General features: G+C 40.2%; 21 protein-coding genes. 16 read left to right on the top strand and 5 right to left on the bottom strand.

Features of this window, described 5'->3' with window-relative positions:
* Position 1 precedes the first annotated feature (1 nt).
* The 15 genes from ASG46_RS05910 (at position 2) to ASG46_RS05840 (ending at position 10,983) form a co-directional block, all read left to right on the top strand.
* Complete coding sequence (locus tag ASG46_RS05910; RefSeq protein ID WP_008343915.1) at positions 2 to 517, top strand: HEAT repeat domain-containing protein; 516 nt, start codon at positions 2 to 4, stop codon at positions 515 to 517.
* The gene (locus tag ASG46_RS05905) at positions 517 to 936 is read left to right on the top strand and encodes a TlpA family protein disulfide reductase (RefSeq protein WP_017366487.1); all 420 of its coding nucleotides are present in this window, start codon (positions 517 to 519) and stop codon (positions 934 to 936) included. The genes ASG46_RS05910 and ASG46_RS05905 overlap by 1 nt, the downstream gene beginning before the upstream one ends.
* Before the next feature lie 23 nt (positions 937 to 959).
* A complete protein-coding gene (locus ASG46_RS05900; RefSeq protein WP_017366488.1) occupies positions 960 to 1,151 on the top strand; it encodes a hypothetical protein in 192 nt (63 codons plus the stop codon).
* A 152-nt stretch (positions 1,152 to 1,303) separates the two neighbouring features.
* Complete coding sequence (locus tag ASG46_RS05895; RefSeq protein ID WP_045034669.1) at positions 1,304 to 2,431, top strand: DUF418 domain-containing protein; 1,128 nt, start codon at positions 1,304 to 1,306, stop codon at positions 2,429 to 2,431.
* A 174-nt stretch (positions 2,432 to 2,605) separates the two neighbouring features.
* Positions 2,606 to 2,977, top strand: coding sequence for a GntR family transcriptional regulator (locus ASG46_RS05890; RefSeq protein ID WP_008343911.1), 372 nt, complete (start codon positions 2,606 to 2,608; stop codon positions 2,975 to 2,977).
* A 5-nt stretch (positions 2,978 to 2,982) separates the two neighbouring features.
* Positions 2,983 to 3,858 carry an ABC transporter ATP-binding protein gene (locus tag ASG46_RS05885; protein ID WP_024719131.1) on the top strand — a complete coding sequence of 292 codons (876 nt, stop codon included), beginning with the start codon at positions 2,983 to 2,985 and terminating at the stop codon, positions 3,856 to 3,858.
* A complete protein-coding gene (locus ASG46_RS05880; protein WP_008343909.1) occupies positions 3,842 to 4,447 on the top strand; it encodes an ABC-2 transporter permease in 606 nt (201 codons plus the stop codon). Before ASG46_RS05885 ends, ASG46_RS05880 begins: the two co-directional genes overlap by 17 nt.
* Positions 4,448 to 4,629: 182 nt before the next feature.
* Positions 4,630 to 4,845: a helix-turn-helix transcriptional regulator gene (locus tag ASG46_RS05875; protein WP_012008754.1), complete on the top strand. Its 216-nt coding sequence runs from the start codon at positions 4,630 to 4,632 to the stop codon at positions 4,843 to 4,845.
* Positions 4,842 to 5,141, top strand: coding sequence for a hypothetical protein (locus tag ASG46_RS05870; protein WP_008343907.1), 300 nt, complete (start codon positions 4,842 to 4,844; stop codon positions 5,139 to 5,141). The genes ASG46_RS05875 and ASG46_RS05870 overlap by 4 nt, the downstream gene beginning before the upstream one ends.
* 55 nt (positions 5,142 to 5,196) lie before the next feature.
* Positions 5,197 to 6,144, top strand: a complete 948-nt coding sequence (locus tag ASG46_RS05865; RefSeq protein ID WP_045034668.1) for an alpha/beta fold hydrolase — start codon at positions 5,197 to 5,199, stop codon at positions 6,142 to 6,144.
* A 93-nt stretch (positions 6,145 to 6,237) separates the two neighbouring features.
* Positions 6,238 to 7,128, top strand: a complete 891-nt coding sequence (locus ASG46_RS05860) for a helix-turn-helix domain-containing protein (RefSeq protein ID WP_041508153.1) — start codon at positions 6,238 to 6,240, stop codon at positions 7,126 to 7,128.
* A 128-nt stretch (positions 7,129 to 7,256) separates the two neighbouring features.
* Entirely contained in the window at positions 7,257 to 7,889 is a 633-nt protein-coding gene (locus ASG46_RS05855) for a TetR/AcrR family transcriptional regulator (protein WP_082515460.1), read from the top strand.
* Between the two features lie 28 nt (positions 7,890 to 7,917).
* The gene (locus tag ASG46_RS05850; RefSeq protein WP_056703641.1) at positions 7,918 to 8,589 is read left to right on the top strand and encodes a hypothetical protein; all 672 of its coding nucleotides are present in this window, start codon (positions 7,918 to 7,920) and stop codon (positions 8,587 to 8,589) included.
* 6 nt (positions 8,590 to 8,595) lie between these two features.
* Positions 8,596 to 9,375 (top strand): DUF4097 family beta strand repeat-containing protein, encoded by a 780-nt coding sequence (locus ASG46_RS05845; protein ID WP_235562214.1) that lies wholly within the window; start codon positions 8,596 to 8,598, stop codon positions 9,373 to 9,375.
* 219 nt (positions 9,376 to 9,594) lie between these two features.
* On the top strand, positions 9,595 to 10,983 hold the full coding sequence (locus tag ASG46_RS05840) for an amino acid permease (RefSeq protein WP_048002321.1): 1,389 nt from the start codon (positions 9,595 to 9,597) through the stop codon (positions 10,981 to 10,983).
* Between the two features lie 40 nt (positions 10,984 to 11,023).
* Here the strand turns inward: ASG46_RS05840 and ASG46_RS05835 are convergent, their stop codons facing one another.
* The 4 genes from ASG46_RS05835 to ASG46_RS21530 form a co-directional block, all read right to left on the bottom strand.
* Positions 11,024 to 11,905: a glycerophosphodiester phosphodiesterase gene (locus tag ASG46_RS05835; protein WP_056703638.1), complete on the bottom strand. Its 882-nt coding sequence runs from the start codon at positions 11,903 to 11,905 to the stop codon at positions 11,024 to 11,026.
* 92 nt (positions 11,906 to 11,997) lie between these two features.
* Positions 11,998 to 13,332, bottom strand: coding sequence for a glycerol-3-phosphate transporter (gene glpT / locus ASG46_RS05830; protein ID WP_008343899.1), 1,335 nt, complete (start codon positions 13,330 to 13,332; stop codon positions 11,998 to 12,000).
* 218 nt (positions 13,333 to 13,550) lie between these two features.
* A complete protein-coding gene (locus ASG46_RS05825) occupies positions 13,551 to 14,321 on the bottom strand; it encodes a SurA N-terminal domain-containing protein (RefSeq protein WP_035702985.1) in 771 nt (256 codons plus the stop codon).
* Positions 14,322 to 14,473: 152 nt separating this feature from the next.
* A complete protein-coding gene (locus ASG46_RS21530) occupies positions 14,474 to 16,537 on the bottom strand; it encodes a thioredoxin domain-containing protein (RefSeq protein WP_056703635.1) in 2,064 nt (687 codons plus the stop codon).
* Between the two features lie 574 nt (positions 16,538 to 17,111).
* On the opposite strand from ASG46_RS21530, the gene ASG46_RS05815 reads away from it, so the two are divergent.
* Positions 17,112 to 17,567 (top strand): hypothetical protein, encoded by a 456-nt coding sequence (locus tag ASG46_RS05815; RefSeq protein ID WP_056703632.1) that lies wholly within the window; start codon positions 17,112 to 17,114, stop codon positions 17,565 to 17,567.
* A 354-nt stretch (positions 17,568 to 17,921) separates the two neighbouring features.
* On the opposite strand, the gene fabF is transcribed toward ASG46_RS05815, so the two are convergent.
* Positions 17,922 to 19,154, bottom strand: coding sequence for a beta-ketoacyl-ACP synthase II (fabF, locus tag ASG46_RS05805; RefSeq protein WP_056703627.1), 1,233 nt, complete (start codon positions 19,152 to 19,154; stop codon positions 17,922 to 17,924).
* Between the last annotated feature and the right edge of the window lie 96 nt (positions 19,155 to 19,250).

Genomic DNA, 19,250 nt, shown 5'->3' with positions numbered 1-19,250 from the left:
CATGAAACCAGAAGATAAGCTATCCCAATCGGTTCAACGTTTAGTCAATACGAATGAAGTAACAATCGTTCAAGCCATGGGGGAATTAAGGAAATCAGGAAAAGAGGCAGTGCCAGTGCTTGTTGAAGCCTTAAAAGAAGAGGGTTCTTTGCGGAATATTGCAGCAGCGGTTCTTGGTGAATTTGGAGCAGATGCAGGGGATGCAGCAGAAGCTCTTGCTAAACTGTTAGAAAGTGAAGAAGAGGAGACAAGAATGGCGGCTGCGATCTCACTCATGAGAATTGGTCAGCCTAGTTTGCCATTTCTTCTGTCTTTGGCAAAGCGTTATGAGGGTCCTACTTGTTTTTGGGCATCGTGGTGTATCTCTTGGATTGACCCATCAAAAATCGAAAAAAATATGTACGAGTGCCTAAAACAGGAACAAGAGAATCCATCAGGAAATGTGGCCCCTTTTGCCGCAGAAGAGGCACTAGGAAAAATCATCGCTTTTCAATTAAAAGAAAAGGGGGATGAGTAGTGGAAACGCAAATACTTAAATGGCCTGAGCACCTTCCTTGGATTCATTCTTCACATCAGCGGTGTTTACCTGAAGGGCATACTCAGCTTCTTTATTTTTGGTCAGTTAACTGTCCGCATTGTGAAGAATTAACCGACCACATTCTACATAGTGTGGATCAGTTGAGTATCCATTTAACCTGTGTCCATGTTCCATATACGGAAGAAGAAAAATCGATAGAGGTTGTTTCGAAATATGCGGAGGAAAAGAATCTCATTGCTCCCATTGTTTTGGATCAAGATTATGAGATTGTCACAAAATATAAAATTCAAGGATTGCCAAGTTTTTGCCTCATAGATAAAGAGGGACAATTAATTGATCGGAAAATGGGAGATACCGGCTGGGAAAAAATATTAAAAAAACTAGAGAAACGATCATAATTAGAGTTATGGAGGAGAGCGTTTTGTTTCAATCAAACCAAGAATTAAAAAAAACGGTGGTCTTTTATGCAGGTGTGGGAGCTGTTTTGCTGATTCTCATGATGTTGACATGGCTGCCGGTTTCTGCAGACTGGGAGTTGCCGTTGATTTTGTTTGGATTGGGGATTTTGTTTTATGTGAAGCGTGTGCTTTGGAAGGATGAAAAGAGTCATTAATCATAAGTAGGTTACCTAGAATATAAATTCTAGGTTTTTTTATTAAATTTACCTTAAAACATGATTTTTCACATGGGGATGAGATCCAATTTTTTAAAAGTGTGGTAGGATAAATATGCTTTATTTTTATATTTTCCGAAGGAGCTGTCGTGTTGAAGGGATCTAGGGTTGAGTTTATTGATAGTTTACGTGGTTTTAGTTTATTAGGTATTTTGATTGTGAATATGCTTAATTTTCAATATGATTATGATTTTGAGAAGATGTTTGATCCGAGCATATGGGGACAGGAGTTTGGGGTATATGTGACGGAGATCTTGTTCCAGGGATCATTTTATCCGATTTTCTCCTTTTTGTTTGGGTATTCTTTTATCAAGTTGATTGAATCCACAAAGGCAAAGGGGCTGAATACGAATGCCATCGTCGTTCGCCGCGGCTTTGGTCTTATTGTGCTTGGGATGCTGCATTACATATTCATTTGGAATGGTGATATTCTCTTATATTATGGAGCATGTACGTTTTTCTTGATGATGTTTTTAAGCAGCCGGATCAAAACAATGCTGATTTGGTCAGGTGTGTTAGGTGCTTTGTCATTAGTGGTTTTACCATATCTGATGACCTTTGTTTATGGAAATGATGATTTATTAACTGATGTGTATGCGAAGGGTGCATACGGTGATATTTTATTGAGCCGGGTGACGATTGAAGACGATATGATGATTGTGACCATTATTATGGCGATCGTGACCATTACGATGATGCCGATCTTGGGTTTTCTATTCGGTACGATCATGGTGGGGCCATTTGCACTGCTTGGCATGGCGATCGGGAAAAAAGGTCATTTGACAGAAGAAGATCGAGGCATGGCTTATCGTAAAGGCTGGGTTTGGATGATTATCATCGGGCTCGCTTTAAAATGTGCGACGTTCAGTGATGCTCCTTGGAGCGAAATGGTGTTGACGTTAGGAGCCTATGTCCTGACGATCGGTTATATTCAAGCTTTTATTGTCTTCTACTATTCAAATGCTGCACAAGGGTTGAAACGTTTGCTTGCAGGACTGGGCCGATTGTCTTTATCAAACTATTTGGCTCAATCTATTATTTGTACAACGATTTTCTATTCTTACGGACTTGGGTTATTCGGACAAATGGGCTCAATGTTTGGACTGGTACTTGCTGTTGGACTTTACACAGCTCAGCTGTTCATCAGCTATCTCTATTTGAAAAAGTGGAGAAGAGGGCCTGTGGAATGGCTTATGGGAAAATGGGTATATTGGAGATAAATTGATTTGTTGAGGAACCGCATGGCTGAAGAGCTGTGCGGTTTTTTAGTTGGATCGCATTCAAAAAAGTTAATAAAAGGAGTTGAATATTTTTTCAGTGTGTATATAATGTGTATATAGTGTATATACAATATTTCATTGCGAATACCAGTACAGAAAAAAGAGGTTTTTTATATGCAAATTACGATTTCTAACCATTCTAAGGAGCCTATCTATGAGCAAATTACGACACAAATCAAATCGTTGATCTTAACGGGTGAGCTTGCAGAAGGTGCGGGACTGCCGTCTATCCGAAAGCTGGCGAAGGATTTACAAATCAGCGTCATCACAACAAAACGTGCATATGAAGAGTTAGAGAAGGCAGGATTTATTTATTCGATTGTCGGTAAGGGATCATTTGTTGCCGAGCAAAACCTAGAGGTCATGAGAGAGAAAAAATTGAAGGTGATTGAGGAACAGCTTGGAGCGGTTGTTACAAACGGCAAGGAATTAGGCTTATCTTTTGATGAATTGCAGCAGTTATTAAAGTTCTTGTATGAGGAGTGAGATGAGTGGAGCATGTGATTGAATTCAAGGGAGTATCAAAACGGTTCAAAGACTTTTCTGTACAGAATCTCGATTTACAGGTCAAAAAGGGCTTTGTTACTGGGTTTATTGGAGAAAATGGAGCCGGTAAGTCGACCACGATTAAAATGATCATGAATTTGTTAAAACCAGATTCTGGTGAGGTTAAAATTTTTGGATTAGATTATCGCACCCATGAAAAAGAGATTAAGGAACGAATTGGCTTTGTTTACGATGCTAACGTTTTTTTCCCAGGATTGAATTTAAAAGACATCAAACGAATTGTGGCACCTGCCTATAAACGCTGGGATGATAGACTATTTTATCAATATATTGAACAGTTTGGCCTGCCGCTGAATAAAGCGATTAAAACATTTTCAAAAGGGATGCAGATGAAGGCATCGCTTGCGATTGCGCTGTCGCATCATGCCGAGCTGATTATTATGGATGAACCAACTGCTGGTTTAGATCCGGTATTTAGAAGAGAGCTGCTCGGCACGTTACAAGAATTGATGATTGATGGAAATCGAACGATTTTTTTCTCAACGCATATGACGACTGATTTAGATCGCATCGCGGATTATATTGCGTTTATACAAAATGGAAGATTGGTCTTTCAACAGTCGATTCATGAGGTGGCGGAGAATTATGCGCTGGTGAAGGGGAGCCTGGATTTGCTGGATCGAGACACAGAAAAGGCGTTTATCCATATTCAGCGTACGGCAGCCGGATTTGAAGCATTAACAGATCGGATTGATGAGGTGAAACTTATTTTCGGGGATGCTGTTGTGATTGAACCGGCGTCGCTTGAGGATATCATGTTTTATTTGAAAGGCGGGGTTGCGCATGTTTCATTTAATTAAGCGTGATGTGATTTTGCAAAAGAAGCAGTTACTTATTTTTATTCCGTTTATCTTATTTTTCATTTTCATGGATGTCCATCCAGTATTAACGTTTCTAGTCGCTAGTGTCTTCATTCCATTTAACACATATGCTTATGATGAGAAGGCAGAAACGAATATTCTATTGAATTCCTTGCCCTATACACGTAAAGAAATTATCGCATCACGTTATCTTGGCGCTATTTTCTATATGAGTATTGCGATCGTGCTGACAAGTGCTGCATTATTTGTGTTTGGGAAGCTGTTTTCGCTGTCAGATATTGCGATTGGCAGCGGGTTGTTTTTATTGTTCGCGGCATGTACGTTTCCATTGTTTTATATCTTAAAGCCTGGTTATATCACAACGGCAGTGATCATTGGCTTTATCGTCTTATCTGCTATGGGACCGCCTGTTGTTCTCTATTTAGCAGAGCAATTCAGTGGGATCACTGATTTTATCATGAATTTATCGATCCCTATTGTCTATACGGGGTCAACTGTACTGATTATGCTCATCTACTTGCTGTCTTGGGGACTTTCTACTGCGATTTACCAGAGGAAAGTGTTTTAAATCAGATGATCATCATTTATAGAGAATCATTCATTTTGAGGTAGGCCTTTCAAAATGGATGATTCTTTTTTGCATCTGGTAAAATTGACATACAGAAGAAAAGAGGTTATTGTTAATTAACATAATGTTAATTATTTTTAACATTATGTTAAATAAAACATCCTTTAAGAAAGGAATTTGAAATGGAGATTAAAAATAGAATTAAGGTATTACGGGCAGAAAGAGACTGGACACAAAAGGATTTGGCAGAGAAGTTAGGTGTGACTCGTCAAACTGTGGCAGCGATTGAAAATGGTAAATATTCTTTGTCTTTAAAATTAGCATTTCAAATTGCTAGGACATTTGAAGTTGATTTGTATGACGTATTTCAAGAGGTCGACAAGGAGGAACAACAATGATAACGACGATCATACTTTATTCTCTCATTACCCTTTCTATTTTAAGCACGGCCTTTCAATTTAAGAAAAACCGTGAATATAAACATGATGAACGAGGTCAATTTATTTTAGCGAAAGCCGGAAGTTTTTCCATTATAGGTGTGGCTTTAGCCTATATATTGGTTGCTGTCGTTCAATCTTTGGTCCATCAATTCTCATCACCAACAGAGTGGTTTTATATAGCAATTACGTTTATGTATGTATCAAGTGTTTGCGCAAATACAATCGGCATCATCTATTGTGAAAGAAAATATTAATTTTCATCGATGGATGTAAGCTAGAGTTCTTCATCATGAAGGGAAGAGAAAACCAATGAAAAAAATATTGAGAATCATGTTGATCTCCATAGGCACCATTATCACGGTCATGGTTGTTTTTCTAGCTACTGTTTATTTTGTAAACCTCATTAGTAATGAACGGGAGAAAGGGAAAATAGAAGCTTATGGGCAAAAGGTCTTGGTGGATGGGAAGCAGATGAATGTGCTCATTCAAGGCGATGGGAAAGAAACGATTGTCCTTCTACCAGGCTATGGAACTGCTTCACCCGTGCTGGATTTTGAACCGTTAGTCAAGGAGTTATCGCAAGATCATAGAGTCGTTGTGATTGAACCGTTTGGTTATGGTTTAAGTGACGACACAGATAAAGTAAGGACAAGTCAAAACATTGTGGATGAGATTCATGAATGTTTGCAAAAACTCAATATTAAAAAATATACGCTGATGGGTCATTCGATTTCTGGCATTTATGGATTAGAATATGTGAATCAATACGAAAAAGAAGTCCAAGCCTTTGTTGGAATTGATAGTAGTTTTCCTAAGCAGGAGGATGCAGATGAATTGCCAGTCTCCAGCTTACAGCTGCTTCATCAATCCGGCTTTTACAGATTGATAGTGAAAATGAATCCAGATCAACTGGTGATGCCTAAAGTAGATGATCAAACGAAAGCTCAGATTAAAATGCTGACTTTCCGAAATTTCTTGGATGAAAGCCAAGCTAGTGAGGCAGAAAACTTTAGAAACAATTTTAAAAACGCTCAACGCCTACATTTCCCTAAGAAGCTCCCTGTGGCTTTCTATCTAGCGGATCAAACGGAGAAAGAAACACCAAACTGGAAACCAATGCATGAAGAGCTGCTGAAAAATGTAGACCACGGAAAAGTCGTTACTTTCAAAGGCGGTCATTATTTGCATCATACGAAATCAAAAGAAATCGCAGATGATGTGAGGGAGTTTCTATCGAACAACGAGCGCTCACGTTAGCGTTTTTCCTCCTCAGCTGGACAGATGAAACATCGCAATTTTGATCAAAACGAGTGAACTGATTTGTTTTATGATCAAGAAGAGGTGAGGGAGATGATGTATAGTCGGGTGACGCAAGAGGTGATTTCTTATTTGGAGTCGCATTTGATGGATGAGCTGTCGCTGAGACAGGTGCATGAGAAAGTAGGATATTCACATTTTCATTTGCTGCGTGTGTTTAAACGAGAAACCGGGCTGTCGATGGGGGAATATGTGCGGAAACGAAGATTAGCTACGGCTGCACAGCTTCTTTTGTATACGGATCAGGGGATTTTAGACATCGCTTTTTCGTTACAATTCCAATCGCAGGAAGCCTTTACGCGTGCTTTTAAGCATCTTTATTCTTTACCTCCCGGAATGTACAGGTCCATGATGAGAGATATGCAAATGAAAAAGGAGGAAGATTCGATGACATTACATGAAGCAGTACCTGGCTGGGGTTTGAGTGGTTCACATCCGCATATGTATGAGATGGGTGTTGATACAGCAGAGTTCCATACGGGAAAGCAATCAGGTGTTTTATCATCTAAAGAAGGCGTACAAGAAGGACAGTTTGCGACGATGATGCAGGGGTTTCAAGCAAAAGAGTATGTAGGCAAGCGGTTGAAGCTCTCTGCTTTCTTGAAAACAGAGAATGTATCTTCAGCAGGAATTTGGATGCGGGTAGATGACGGAAAGGGTGATACGGTGCAGTTTGATAATATGCAGAATCGACCTGTGACAGATTCTACGGAATGGAATCAATATGCGATCGTATTAGATGTTCCTACGCGCAGTGAATCCATTCATTTTGGAGTGCTACTCAGCGGTCATGGAACAGTCTGGGCTGACGGTTTTCGATTTGAGGAAGTGGATGAGAAAACACCTACAACGAATATGGTAGAGGCTTCGGCTCTGCCAGATGTGCCGATGAATTTGCATTTTGAGCTTGAGAAGACCGTGTGAGCGGTCTTTTTTGTTGTATACAAATCTGCATGAACCGTTTATAATGAAAAATATAATTAAACATACCGACGGTCGGTATGTAAAAGGAGGCGTTTGAACTGGCGCGAAATAAGTATCCAGAAAAGACGATGCAGCAAATTTTGGACGTGTCGACAAAGTTGTTTCAGGAAAAGGGATTTGAAAAGACAAGTTTGCAAGATATTATCCATGAATTGAATATGTCTAAAGGGGCTATATATCATCATTTTAAATCGAAGGATGAAATATTACGCGGCGTGATGGATCGGCAGTTTCGTTATGCAACCGAGAAGCTTGAGGAGTTAATTGAGCATACGGAGGCAGCTCATGCGAAAGAGAAGCTCCAGCGAATCCTAGAGCAGCTTGTGGCAGACCCACAGTCTCATTCGATTGATGGGATCTTGGTTGACCAGATGAAAAACCCACAATTTGTGATTGAAGGCATGAAGACAGGTGTCAATCAGGATGCTTTGAGAATCAAACAGTTAATCATTGAAGGGATTGAGGATGGTTCGATGGAAACTGCGTTTCCTGGTGAAGTGGCAGAAGTATTTTTGCTTCTTGTGAATATATGGTTGAATCCCACCTTGTTTGTCCGCAATCATGAAGAAACAGTCCAGCGTTTGTATTTTTTAAAGCAGATGATGAAGGGTCTTGGCGTGGATATTGTGAGTGATCTATTTATTCAAAAGGTGACAGCGCACTATGCTGAAATTGGCGGGTATGATCTGCCCGAAAGATAAAGAATGCCAACTGATAGGAGGATGACGTATGATTCATTTTATGAAGGTTGAGCTAAGAAAAGGCCACATGAAGCAGTATATTCAAGCTAGTTTCATCGCGAGTATTGTGCTGCTAGTATTCATCTATTTTATTGCGTTTGCTGCAAAAATTGAACGCGAACCGGGTTTTCAGCAATATACGAATATTTATTTGTTAACGAGTACAGTATGGATGATCTTTTTTTCTATCATCACAGCTATGCTGTATTGGCGTGTAGGCAAGACTGTTGATCAGGAACGCACATCCAATTCAGTGAGATTCCTTTCTCATATGATATGGATGGTGTGCCTTTCAACGTTTGCGATGATGTGCAGTATCATTCCTTCGTTTGTTGTGTTTAGTGTGACTGAATTGTTTTTCCCTATTGTTCACGATACGCTGACGGCAGGTTCTCTGTTTCAATTGATGAAAACATTCTTTATGTTGATTGTTTGTGTTCAAGCGATTGGCATGATGGCGATGAGAATAGGGTTGAGCAAGAAATCTGTTTTGATGACCGTCCTGACTGCAATTGTTTTATGTGCTGTTTTAGGAAATGTATCGCTCGCCATTTATGGCAATGATCAAATGAACCTCATCCTGTCAGGAGTGATGATTGCAGCAGTCCTCATTGTGATCTTGGAATTGTGGAGCCGCATCGGCCGGCTGCAAACGAGGTAATTCATGATGGGAAAAGGATGGAGACATGTGAAGCATACGGTTCAAATTGAAGAAGCAATAACGGAACTTTCATTAAACTGGCTGGTGGGAGATGTTCGCCTTTATCACCATGATCATCCTTATTTATTGGTGAAGCAGACCACCAATCACGTATTCCCCCATCGGTATTTACTGCATCATCAAGTGCAGGAAGGCAGGCTAGTCATTCAAGATAAAAGAAAACGAGCGATTAGCTTGGGGCTTCATCTTCATCAAACGAATTTGGAGATTTACCTCCCTCAGGCACAGTTACAGTCCTTGTCTATTCATTGTAAAGGAGCAAATCTATTCTTGGATGGACTGAAGGTGAAGGAGGCTGACTGCCAATTGATTTCTGGAAAGTCCATGTTCACGGGAGAAATCAAGCATCTGCGCTTGCAGACAGTGGGTGGATTTATCTCTAGTCAACAGCTCAACACGCAGACATTGAGCCTGCGTACTACTTCGTCAAAAGTGGAGATGGTAGGTGCTTTTTCAGATATTGATCTGAATATAATAGGCAGAAGGGTACAGATACATTCAAAGGCCATGCTGCATTCGCTCAAATCGACGTCAACTGGGTCATCTGTCAAAGTGGCAATTCCGGAAAATGATGGATTTATTTGTTATGTGAAGAAAAGATCAGGTACTTTTCACAATGACTTTCCTTGTGTTGATGATCAGGATAGAATGGTTTATAAAAATGGAGGGAAAAGCTTTGAGGTCGATATAAGGGGAGGTTCTTTTCTATTAAGTGATGGTCATTGAAGCGATGATGATCCTCTGATTCGATATATCAATATAAAATAATTTGAATATCTTTTTATGTCAGAATATTTTGTTAATAGTGTTTTCCTCAAAAAAACAATTGTTTTTTAAGGGTAGATTTATTATGATAATATACATCGAAAGATTGAAGATTTTGAATCAGAATGAAAATTCTGATTTTTTATTTTTTATGTTGTTTGTTGATGAGGGGGAATAGAAGTGGCTCAAAAGGAATTAAAGAGAGGGTTAAGTGCTCGTCATATTCAAATGATTGCGCTTGGCGGCACAATTGGTGTTGGCTTATTTATGGGGTCAGCTAAAGCCATTCAATGGACAGGTCCATCGGTTCTTCTCGCGTACGCAGTGTGTGGTATTTTTATCTTTTTTATTATGCGTGCGATGGGAGAAATGTTGTATCTTGAACCGAGTACGGGATCGTTTGCTACATTTGGGCATCAATATATTCATCCGCTTGCGGGGTATATGACAGCTTGGAGTAACTGGTTCCAGTGGGTCATTGTTGGAATGTCTGAGATTATCGCCGTAGGTGCTTATATGAAATATTGGTTCCCTGATTTACCAGCATGGATTCCAGGATTAATCGCCATGATCATTTTAGGTGCGGCCAACTTGATTTCAGTTAAGTCATTCGGTGAGTTTGAATTCTGGTTTGCGATGATCAAGATTGTGACGATTATTTTAATGATCATTGCAGGTTTAGGCATTATTTTCTTTGGATTTGGCAATGGTGGAACAGCGATTGGTTTGTCTAACCTTTGGGCGCACGGCGGATTCTTTACAGGTGGATTTAGCGGTTTCTTGTTTGCATTGTCCCTAGTGATTGCTGCCTATCAAGGGGTAGAGCTCATTGGGATTACTGCAGGTGAGGCGCAAAATCCGCAAAAGACGCTGACAAATGCCATCAAAAGCATCATCTGGCGTATTTTGATTTTCTATATCGGTGCGATATTTGTCATCGTAACGGTGTATCCGTGGGATCAGCTGAATACGCTCGGCAGTCCATTTGTGGCGACGTTTGCGAAAATTGGAATTACGGCAGCAGCAGGTATTATTAACTTTGTTGTCATTACAGCAGCGATGTCCGGCTGTAATAGTGGAATCTTCAGTGCGGGACGTATGCTTTATACATTAGGTGTGAATGGACAGGCACCGGCTTTCTTTACAAAAATTTCGAAGAATGGTGTACCGTATTTTGGGACATTTGCTGTGCTGATTGGTTTAGCGGTTGGGGTGGTCTTAAATTATGTTTCTCCGCCAAACATTTTCGTTTATGTGTATAGTGCAAGTGTCCTTCCTGGTATGGTGCCTTGGTTTGTGATTTTAATTAGTCACATTGGCTTCAGAAAAGCGAAGGGGGCAGCGCTTGATCAGCATCCATTCAAAATGCCGCTAGCACCAGTTTCTAATTATCTTACGATTGGCTTTTTATTGATGGTTCTTGTGTTTATGCTAATTAATCAGGATACGCGTATTTCTCTTATTGTGGGGATTGTTTTCTTGATTGTTGTAGCGCTTAGCTTCTTCATCTTTGGAATTGGTAAACGAAAACCGATTGAAACAGCTTCTTCTGATCAAACGGTGAAATAATCAAAAGCCTTGCGGAGTGGACCCGCAAGGCTTTTGTCGTTTACAGAGAAGCTTTGACACGCTGAAAGACATCTGGAAAGTTGGTGAAAAGACCGGTGACGCCGTACTGCAAAAGCCGTGTCATATCTGCCTCGCTATTGACTGTATATGGGTGAAGGAGGAGTCCGTGGCTTCTGACCTGCTGTACATTTTCAAGTGTCAAAGCTCTAAAATTCGGTCCGATCCCCACTGCATATGATTTGATGAAGTCGAGCTGATCATCTGTAATAGACGTCATTTGCGCTCTATCTAATAGCTGTACTTTTGGAAGCCGAGGGGCGAGTTTCTGCAATTTTAATAGACTTTCTTGGCTGAAAGATTGGATGATGACCTGCCCTTTTCTCGTATGTTTTCCAAGAAGATGATGTTTCTTTAAGACGGCCAATAGCTTTTCTTCCATTTGTGGATAGATGTCTGGTTTTTTGGTTTCAATATAATAATTTTCTCGTTTACCGAAGTAGCGTAATACCTCATCTAATGTGAGGACTTGCTGTCCAATAAAGTGGGCATTTTGTTTGTCGGGGTTGGCTTCGTTAAACCATGTACCGGCATCAAGCTGTTTAATTTCGGCGAGTGTGAGGTCTTTGACCCAGCCGGTTCCGTTTGTCGTCCGGTCAACCGTTTCATCGTGCATGACGATGAGGTGTCCATCCTTTGTCATTTGAAGGTCGAGTTCGAGGTAATCTGCATTCATCTTTGTGGCGAGCTTGTAGGAAGCTAGGGTATGCTCTGGGGCATACCCTGATGCTCCGCGGTGTGCAACGGTTAAAATGCGATCTGGAGATAAAAGATGTTCATGTGCCGATATGGTGGTCGGCACCCAACCAAAAGACAGTAAAGCAAAAGAGAGTAACACGAAAGCAAGTAATCTACTTTTCTTCATATTTTATCCTCCTTTTACGGTAACTGCCTCCATCATAAGAAATAGATGTAAAGGGCATGTTGGGCGGAGATGAATCTTTTATGTGATTTTCATTAAGCTTGCTCTACGCGCTTTCCTGTATTCCATGTCATGGCGAGGAACACAATCGCAAGGATACAAGAACCAACTAGTAAAATGAAACCTCCTGTCCAGTCATAGTGATCGACGACGACGCCCATCATGGCATTAGCAAAAGCAGAGCCACCAATATATCCAAAGAATCCTGTCAGCCCGGCAGCAGTGCCAGCGGCTTTTTTCGGAGCGAGATCAATGGCTTGCAGTCCAATGAGCATGACGGGTCCGTAAATTAAAAACCCGATGCTGATGAGGGCAATGTTATCAACCATTGGATTGCCAGCAGGGTTTAACCAGTACACAAGAACCGCAATTAATACGCCAATCATAAAGAGTACGCCAGCAGGTGCGCGGCGGCTTCTAAAGAAGCGGTCACTAATCCACCCGCACAATAATGTACCAGGGATGCCTGCATATTCATAAAGGAAATAAGACCAGCGTGAATGCTCTGGTGAGAATCCTTTTGCTTCTGTTAAATAGGTAGGTGCCCAGTCTACGACCCCGTAACGGACAAAGTACACAAAGACGTTGGCAATGGCGATATACCAAAGGAATTTATTGTTGAGTACATATTTAAATAAAATCTCTTTTACGGTTAATTCTTTTTCTTGATCTTCATATTGTTGTGCCGGATAGTCATTTCGGTATTCTTCAATTGGCGGAAGACCAGCGGATTGCGGGGTGTCCCGTACGAGAAGAATGATGACGAAGGAGACGATAATGGCGATGATGGCAGGGAAGAAAAAGATACTTTTCCACGTCGCAAACAAAACAATTCCTAATGTAATAAGCGGTGCAAGAATTCCTCCACCGATATTGTGAGCGACGTTCCAAATCGACATTTTTGTTCCACGTTCACTCACCGAAAACCAATGCGCCATCGTTCGTCCGCATGGCGGCCACCCCATTCCTTGAAACCAGCCGTTTAAGAACATGAATAAAAACATGATCCATACACTGGATGTCACCCATGGAAATGAGACAAATAGAATATTGATAAGAGCTGATAGAAAGAGTCCAGCGGCTAAAAAGTATCTTGGGTTACACCGGTCTGAGATCATCCCCATAATGAATTTACTAAAGCCATAAGCGATTGAAACAGCCGCCAGTACAAAGCCTAATTCACTTTTTGTGAACCCCTCTTCCTGTAAATAAGGGATGGCAAATGCGAAATTTTTGCGCAGCAAATAGTAGCCCGCATATCCGATAAAGATTCCCAAAAAGACTTGCAGCCGCAACCGTTTATAGGTTTCGTCTGTTTTGGCATCATCGAGCCTGTCGATATGCGGAGCTGGTTTAAACCATTTGAACATAAACATCCTCCTCTTGTAGATATGACTGAAACAAAAGTACGAGGTCTGTCTTTGATCTTGTACTTTTTCAGAGACAAAAGAATTGATAACGCTTTCTTTTGTACTCCCATCATATCGGATGGAGAAGATGTTTATGATGAGGCTTTTGTCATTATTTTGGAAGAACGGTTCATGAAGTGATGAAAAAAATCCGCACAATGGCGGATTTTTAATAGTGGTTAAATTGATACATCAATTTTTGCAGATTTCTTTAGTTGATCAATTTCTTTTTGTACTTCTTTTTGCTTTTCTTGAGATTCTAACTGCTTCTTGATTTGTGATTTGACGTCTTTGAAATCAGGTGCTTTTTGTTTTTGTTTTTTCATTTGTTCGGCGTATTGGTCATAGTACGCTTTGACGTCTTTTTCAGACACAGAGGCTGATTTGATTTCTTTGTCGACATATTGGCTGTATTTGATGCTGTCGGCAATATCACTTTTCAGCTGATCCATTGTCAGTCCGCTCTTTTTGAGTGCTTCTTCAAATTGAGCATTGTCTTTAAATTGTTTCTTTTCTTCTTTTAGCTGCTGATCGACTTGCTTGTCAGAGGCTTTATAGCCCTTCTTCTCAGCATCTTGCAGGATGAGCTCTTGACCTACTAGCGCATCAATGGTTTGCTTCTTGACAGCTTTTGCGCCTTCTTTAGATGTTGGATCTTGTCCTGACTGCTGAAGTTGACCTTGAATGGTCGATAGGGCGCTATTGTATTCACTGCCTGTGATTTTATCTTTGTTGACGGTCGCAACGACCTTTTGATCATCAATTTTTTGTGCGTCTAATTTCTTTTGCATCTCTTCCATTTGCTTTTGCTGCTCTTTTTGGTCAGCCTGTGTTGTTTCCTTGCTTTTGGCTGAATCGTTTTGCTTATCCTGTTTCGCATCGTTTGATGAGCAGGCTGCAAGCCCCACTGATAACAGACAAGCAATGAGTGTATATGATACTTTTTTCAATTATTTTCTCTCCCTTCGGTATGAGAACATCTAGTGCGCATTCTAACCGTTTTAGAGGAAAAATAAAACCGTACAGATGAATTGTTAGCAGATTGACATGTTTTTTATCTGTTTGTCCTCATTTTGTCTTCTCATAGTCATCATATGACAGCTCAAATTTGAAATAATTGTTCCATCGCTTCGTCGAGATTGGTGATCGGCTGGCGGCAGCTGTAGTTTTCACAAATATAGACCGTCGTGCTGTCGTTGATCGTTTTGTAATCTTTTGCAAAAGGTGCGAGCCTTGCTAATTCTTGCCCTGTTTCGGCAGTTAAAATGAGATCAAATGGCATGAATCGTTTTTGCAATGCTTGTAGAAGCTGTTCTTTTTGCGGATCGCCCTTTTTCCCGAGAATAATGATTTCTCGTTTTACGGCATATTGGCTTAATAGTCCTTGTAAAAAGGCGGTATGTCCGCTTGGATAGGAAGAGACATCGACGTAAAAGGCGCTGAACATCTTCTCTAGTGTTTCGATCCAGTCTTGACGTCCGATCATTCTGCTTAGTTTCAGAAGCTGTTGGAGTGCGGTGCTGTTACCAGACGGCATGGCCCCGTCGTATACTTCTTTTTCCTGAACGATAAGCGCTTCTGCATCTGAGCCTGAGAAGAAAAAGCCCCCGATTTGCTCATCCCAAAACAGTTCAAACATATTTTCAGCAACGGCTCTTGCTTTTGTCAGCCAATCTAGGTCAAAGGTCGCTTCGTATAAAGACATATACGCTGTTAGCATGTGCGCATAATCCTCGATAAAGCCTAGATGCTTCACGTCCCCTTCCCTGTAGCGGACCATGAGCCGTCCCTGTTGAACGAGCTGTGTTTCTAGAAAAGACATTGCCTGTTTTGCCATGCGGATGGCTTCTTCTACATGTAAGACACTCCCTGCTTTGGCAAGTGCGGAAATCATCAGCGCATTCCACGAGGTGAGTACCTTGTCATCGATTAGCGGTGCAGGTCGCTGCTGTCTTACAGTGAGTAAGATGTGTCGAGCGGATTGCAGTTTGGAATGAAGGGTTTTGTCGTCGGTTGAATATGCTGCCTTGATGTCACCAAATGAGGTGGAAATGGTATGAGGGATGTTCTGTCCTTCAAAATTTCCTTCCTCTGTGATGTGGTAGACCGCACAAAATAAAGTGCCGAGGTCATCGCCTAAATGGGTCATGATCTCCTTTTTTGTCCAAACGTAATATTGACCTTCCTTTCCTTCAGAATCGGCATCGATTGCCGAATAAAAAGAGCCGTCACGATTCATCATGTCTCGTTTGATAAATTGAATGAGGTCCTGGACAAGCTTTTCGTACTCAGGGTGTTGAGTGATTTGATAGGCTTCGGTGTAGGCATCTATTAGCAAGGCGTTATCATACAGCATCTTTTCAAAATGCGGCACAAGCCATTTTTCATCGGTTGAATACCGAGTAAATCCAGAACCAATATGATCATAAATACCGCCGTTTGCCATACCGTTTAACGTTTTTGTGACAGCATATAACGCATTTTCTTGCCCTGTCCATGCAAAATAGCGCATGAGAAACGTGAGCATATGAGGCGCAGGAAATTTAGGCGCAGAACCGAAGCCGCCATACAGCGTATCAAAGCTGCTCATGAGCTGATAATAGGCTTTGTGAATCGACTCCTGAGTGAGCGTATTTTCTGTCTGCCCTGCTGCCTTGATCCGCAAATTATTTGTTGCCTTTTCTGCCAATGATTCAATATGATCTCGGTCGTTGTGATACGCATCCAGCAATTGCGTCAGTGCTTCAATGAAGCCAGGACGGCCGTAAGCACTTCTTTTTGGAAAATAAGTCCCCGCATAAAACGGCTTTTGATCAGGCGTGACAAACACGTTGAGCGGCCAGCCGCCTTGCCCAGTCATCATCTGACAAACGGACATATACATCGAGTCAATGTCTGGACGCTCCTCACGATCGACTTTGATTGAAATGAAATGCTCGTTTAGGATGTCAGCGACTTGTTGATCTTCAAAGCTTTCGTGTGCCATGACGTGGCACCAGTGGCAAGTGGCATAGCCGATGCTTACCAGCAAAGGCTTGTTTTCTTTTTTTGCTTTATCAAATGCTTCTTTTCCCCATGGATACCAGTTAACTGGATTATGGGAGTGTTGGAGAAGGTATGGAGATTTTTCAGTGATTAATCTGTTGGGTTTATTGTTAGTAGACATGGAATCTCCTCCTTTCATATTTATTTATCAAATCTTTTTGAGTGTAAAGGGTGATGGGCTTAAGGAATTTCATCTGAATTTAGATAGTACTACTTCAAAAAAGTTACGTAGGATAATAACCGATAGTTCTTTATTTTGAAACTGAGCAAAAATCAAAAAACTATAATTAGGTCAAAGATTTATAGGGACTGCTGTGGAAATTTTAACTTTCGATAGATTTGTTTTCAATTCTTTTATTCACTTCATTAATTATGAAAACCTATATTAATGCCTTTTAAATGGAATTTATTGCTATATTTATCTTGTGTGTATTTAATCATTAATAACAAGCTGTTATAATAGCTTTGTGTTTTTATGAAAATATGTGTTAAAAAGTGGTGTTGGAAATAAATATATACTATTCATTCTAGTAATCTCTTCGTTTGGTGGAGAAGCACTTTTAGCACATTTAATTTCAATAGGTCTAGCGGTGACTATTACAGGAGTTACTTATGTTGCATAATCTGAGTTCAAGAAGCATAAAAGAACATACATTCAAAAAATCTAAAAAATGGGTATATGAGAAGGTGTAGATATGTTAGTTATTGATCAAAATCCAAAAGGTGAGCAGTACTCCAAATTAATTGATTTGGCTTTCGACATTTGTGATGAGTTTCATTTAGTTTTAAGAAAAGATATGGGATCTTTAAAATCTTTTGATCCCTTCCTAAAAAAACTTGAAAGTTCATTGAAAGAGATGAAAGAACAATCAGAATGGGCTAGCACAATGCTATTAAACAATACAGCAAAAGTTTATTACTATTATACAGATGAAAATGCGAAGAGTATTCTAAAAGAATTCGCAAATTCTTTATATGATTGGGAGCAACCAAATTTACCAGAAGACTTGTCCTTCTTCAAAAATGGAGAAGAATGGCTGGTTACATCTTCTCATGAAGAAGAAAGTTATATAGATACGGAAAATGATACAGAGATACAAAGGATATTAAGTATAACAGAATTAAAAGTACATATGGAAAAATGGGATTAATGCTATTTAGTATTCAATAATAGTGTATTGATATAAAAGTAAGGAGGCTAATAAGATAGTTTCCTTACTTTTAAAATGTTATGGGCGTTCTCATTTATTTCTTAATTAAGATGTATTGTTGTGTTCCAATAGAAGATTTGAACTTTAAATGTTTCCCAAATTGTTGAGTTTTGAAATTAATAACTAAATCCAAACTCTCATCCTTATCTTCATCCTCAAAACCGTCTAAACAGGAATATAATGAATATATCAGATAGCTGAGGTCCGTGATCAATTGCCTGTGAGGTATTCCCATCATGAAAAAACAAGGGCTATAAACCCTTGTCATTTCATTATTTCACCTTTTTCACTACTTCAATCGTAATGTTTTAACAAGATGGCTGAATTATGTCCTCCAAAACCAAAAGAATTGGATAGCCCATATTTCAATGGAAGCTGTCTCGCTTCTAATACAACATCTAAATTGCAATCTGGATCTTGTTTCTCTACATTAATAGTTGGCGGAATCATTCCTAGTCTCAAACTTTCCACTAAAGCAATCGCTTCTACTCCGCCTGCAGCACCAAACATGTGCCCAGTCATTGACTTGTTCGCAGTTGTTGGAATTTCGCCTGAACGATCACCAAATAATTTCTTAATGGCTAGAACTTCTGAACGATCACCTACTTGTGTACTTGTTGCATGAGCACTAATAACATCGATTTCACTTGTTGATATATCTGCACTTCTCAATGCTTTCTTCATGGCTAAGTAGGCACCCCTACCTTCTGGGTGTGAAGCGACCATATGATGAGCATCTGAACTAGCTCCGTATCCCACTACTTCACATAATATCGGCGCATCTCTAAGAATTGCGTTGTCTAATGATTCTAATACTAAGATACCTGCGCCTTCACTCATCACAAAGCCATCTCTATCTGTATCGAATGGGCGGCTGGCTCGACTTGGGTCTTGGTTTCTAGTAGATAGTGCGTGTGCGTTTCCAAAACTAGCCAAAGATATCTGGTTGACGGCAGCTTCTGCTCCACCGGCAAATATAATATCTGCTTCATCGTTTCGGATCGCATTGAAAGCTTCACCAATAGAGGTGTTCCCAATAGAGCAAGCTGTGACCGGTGACAATGATGGCCCTTGTGCGCCTAATTTTATGCTGATTTGGGCCGCAGCTGCATTTGAAATCATCATGGGGACAAGGCTGGGGCTTACTCTCGATGGACCTCGTTTATCTAATACATTCACCTGATCAACAAGCGATTGTATGCCCCCGATTCCTGATCCAACATATACGCCTAAACGTTCAAGATCTACTTGATCTAACTGTAATTGTGATTGTTCTAATGCTTGTTCGGCTGCTGCTAAGGCAAACTGACTAAAACGATCTAATCGTTTTGCTTCTTTTCTCCCTAATATTTCATCTGCATCGAAATCACGAACGATTCCAGCTATTTTTGTTTTATAATCAGTCGTATCAAAAGAATCAATGTGAGATATTCCCGATTGTCCTTTAACGAGTTGATTCCAAAAGCTATCTATATCATTTCCTAGTGGAGAAATAACTCCCATTCCAGTAATGACAACTCTTTTCATGATCATTCCCTCCTTGTTTTTATTAACTTTAGCCATTGTGTTATCCTATTACAAGTTGTTGTTTATCCTAGTATAATGAATAATATTTTAAAAGGA

The sequence above is a fragment of the Bacillus sp. Leaf49 genome (genome assembly GCF_001426125.1).
Classification (GTDB): Bacteria; Bacillota; Bacilli; order Bacillales; family Bacillaceae; genus Bacillus; species Bacillus altitudinis.
The sequence above is the reverse complement of the archived record's forward strand: the minus strand, read 5'-3'. Positions and strand labels throughout refer to the sequence as shown.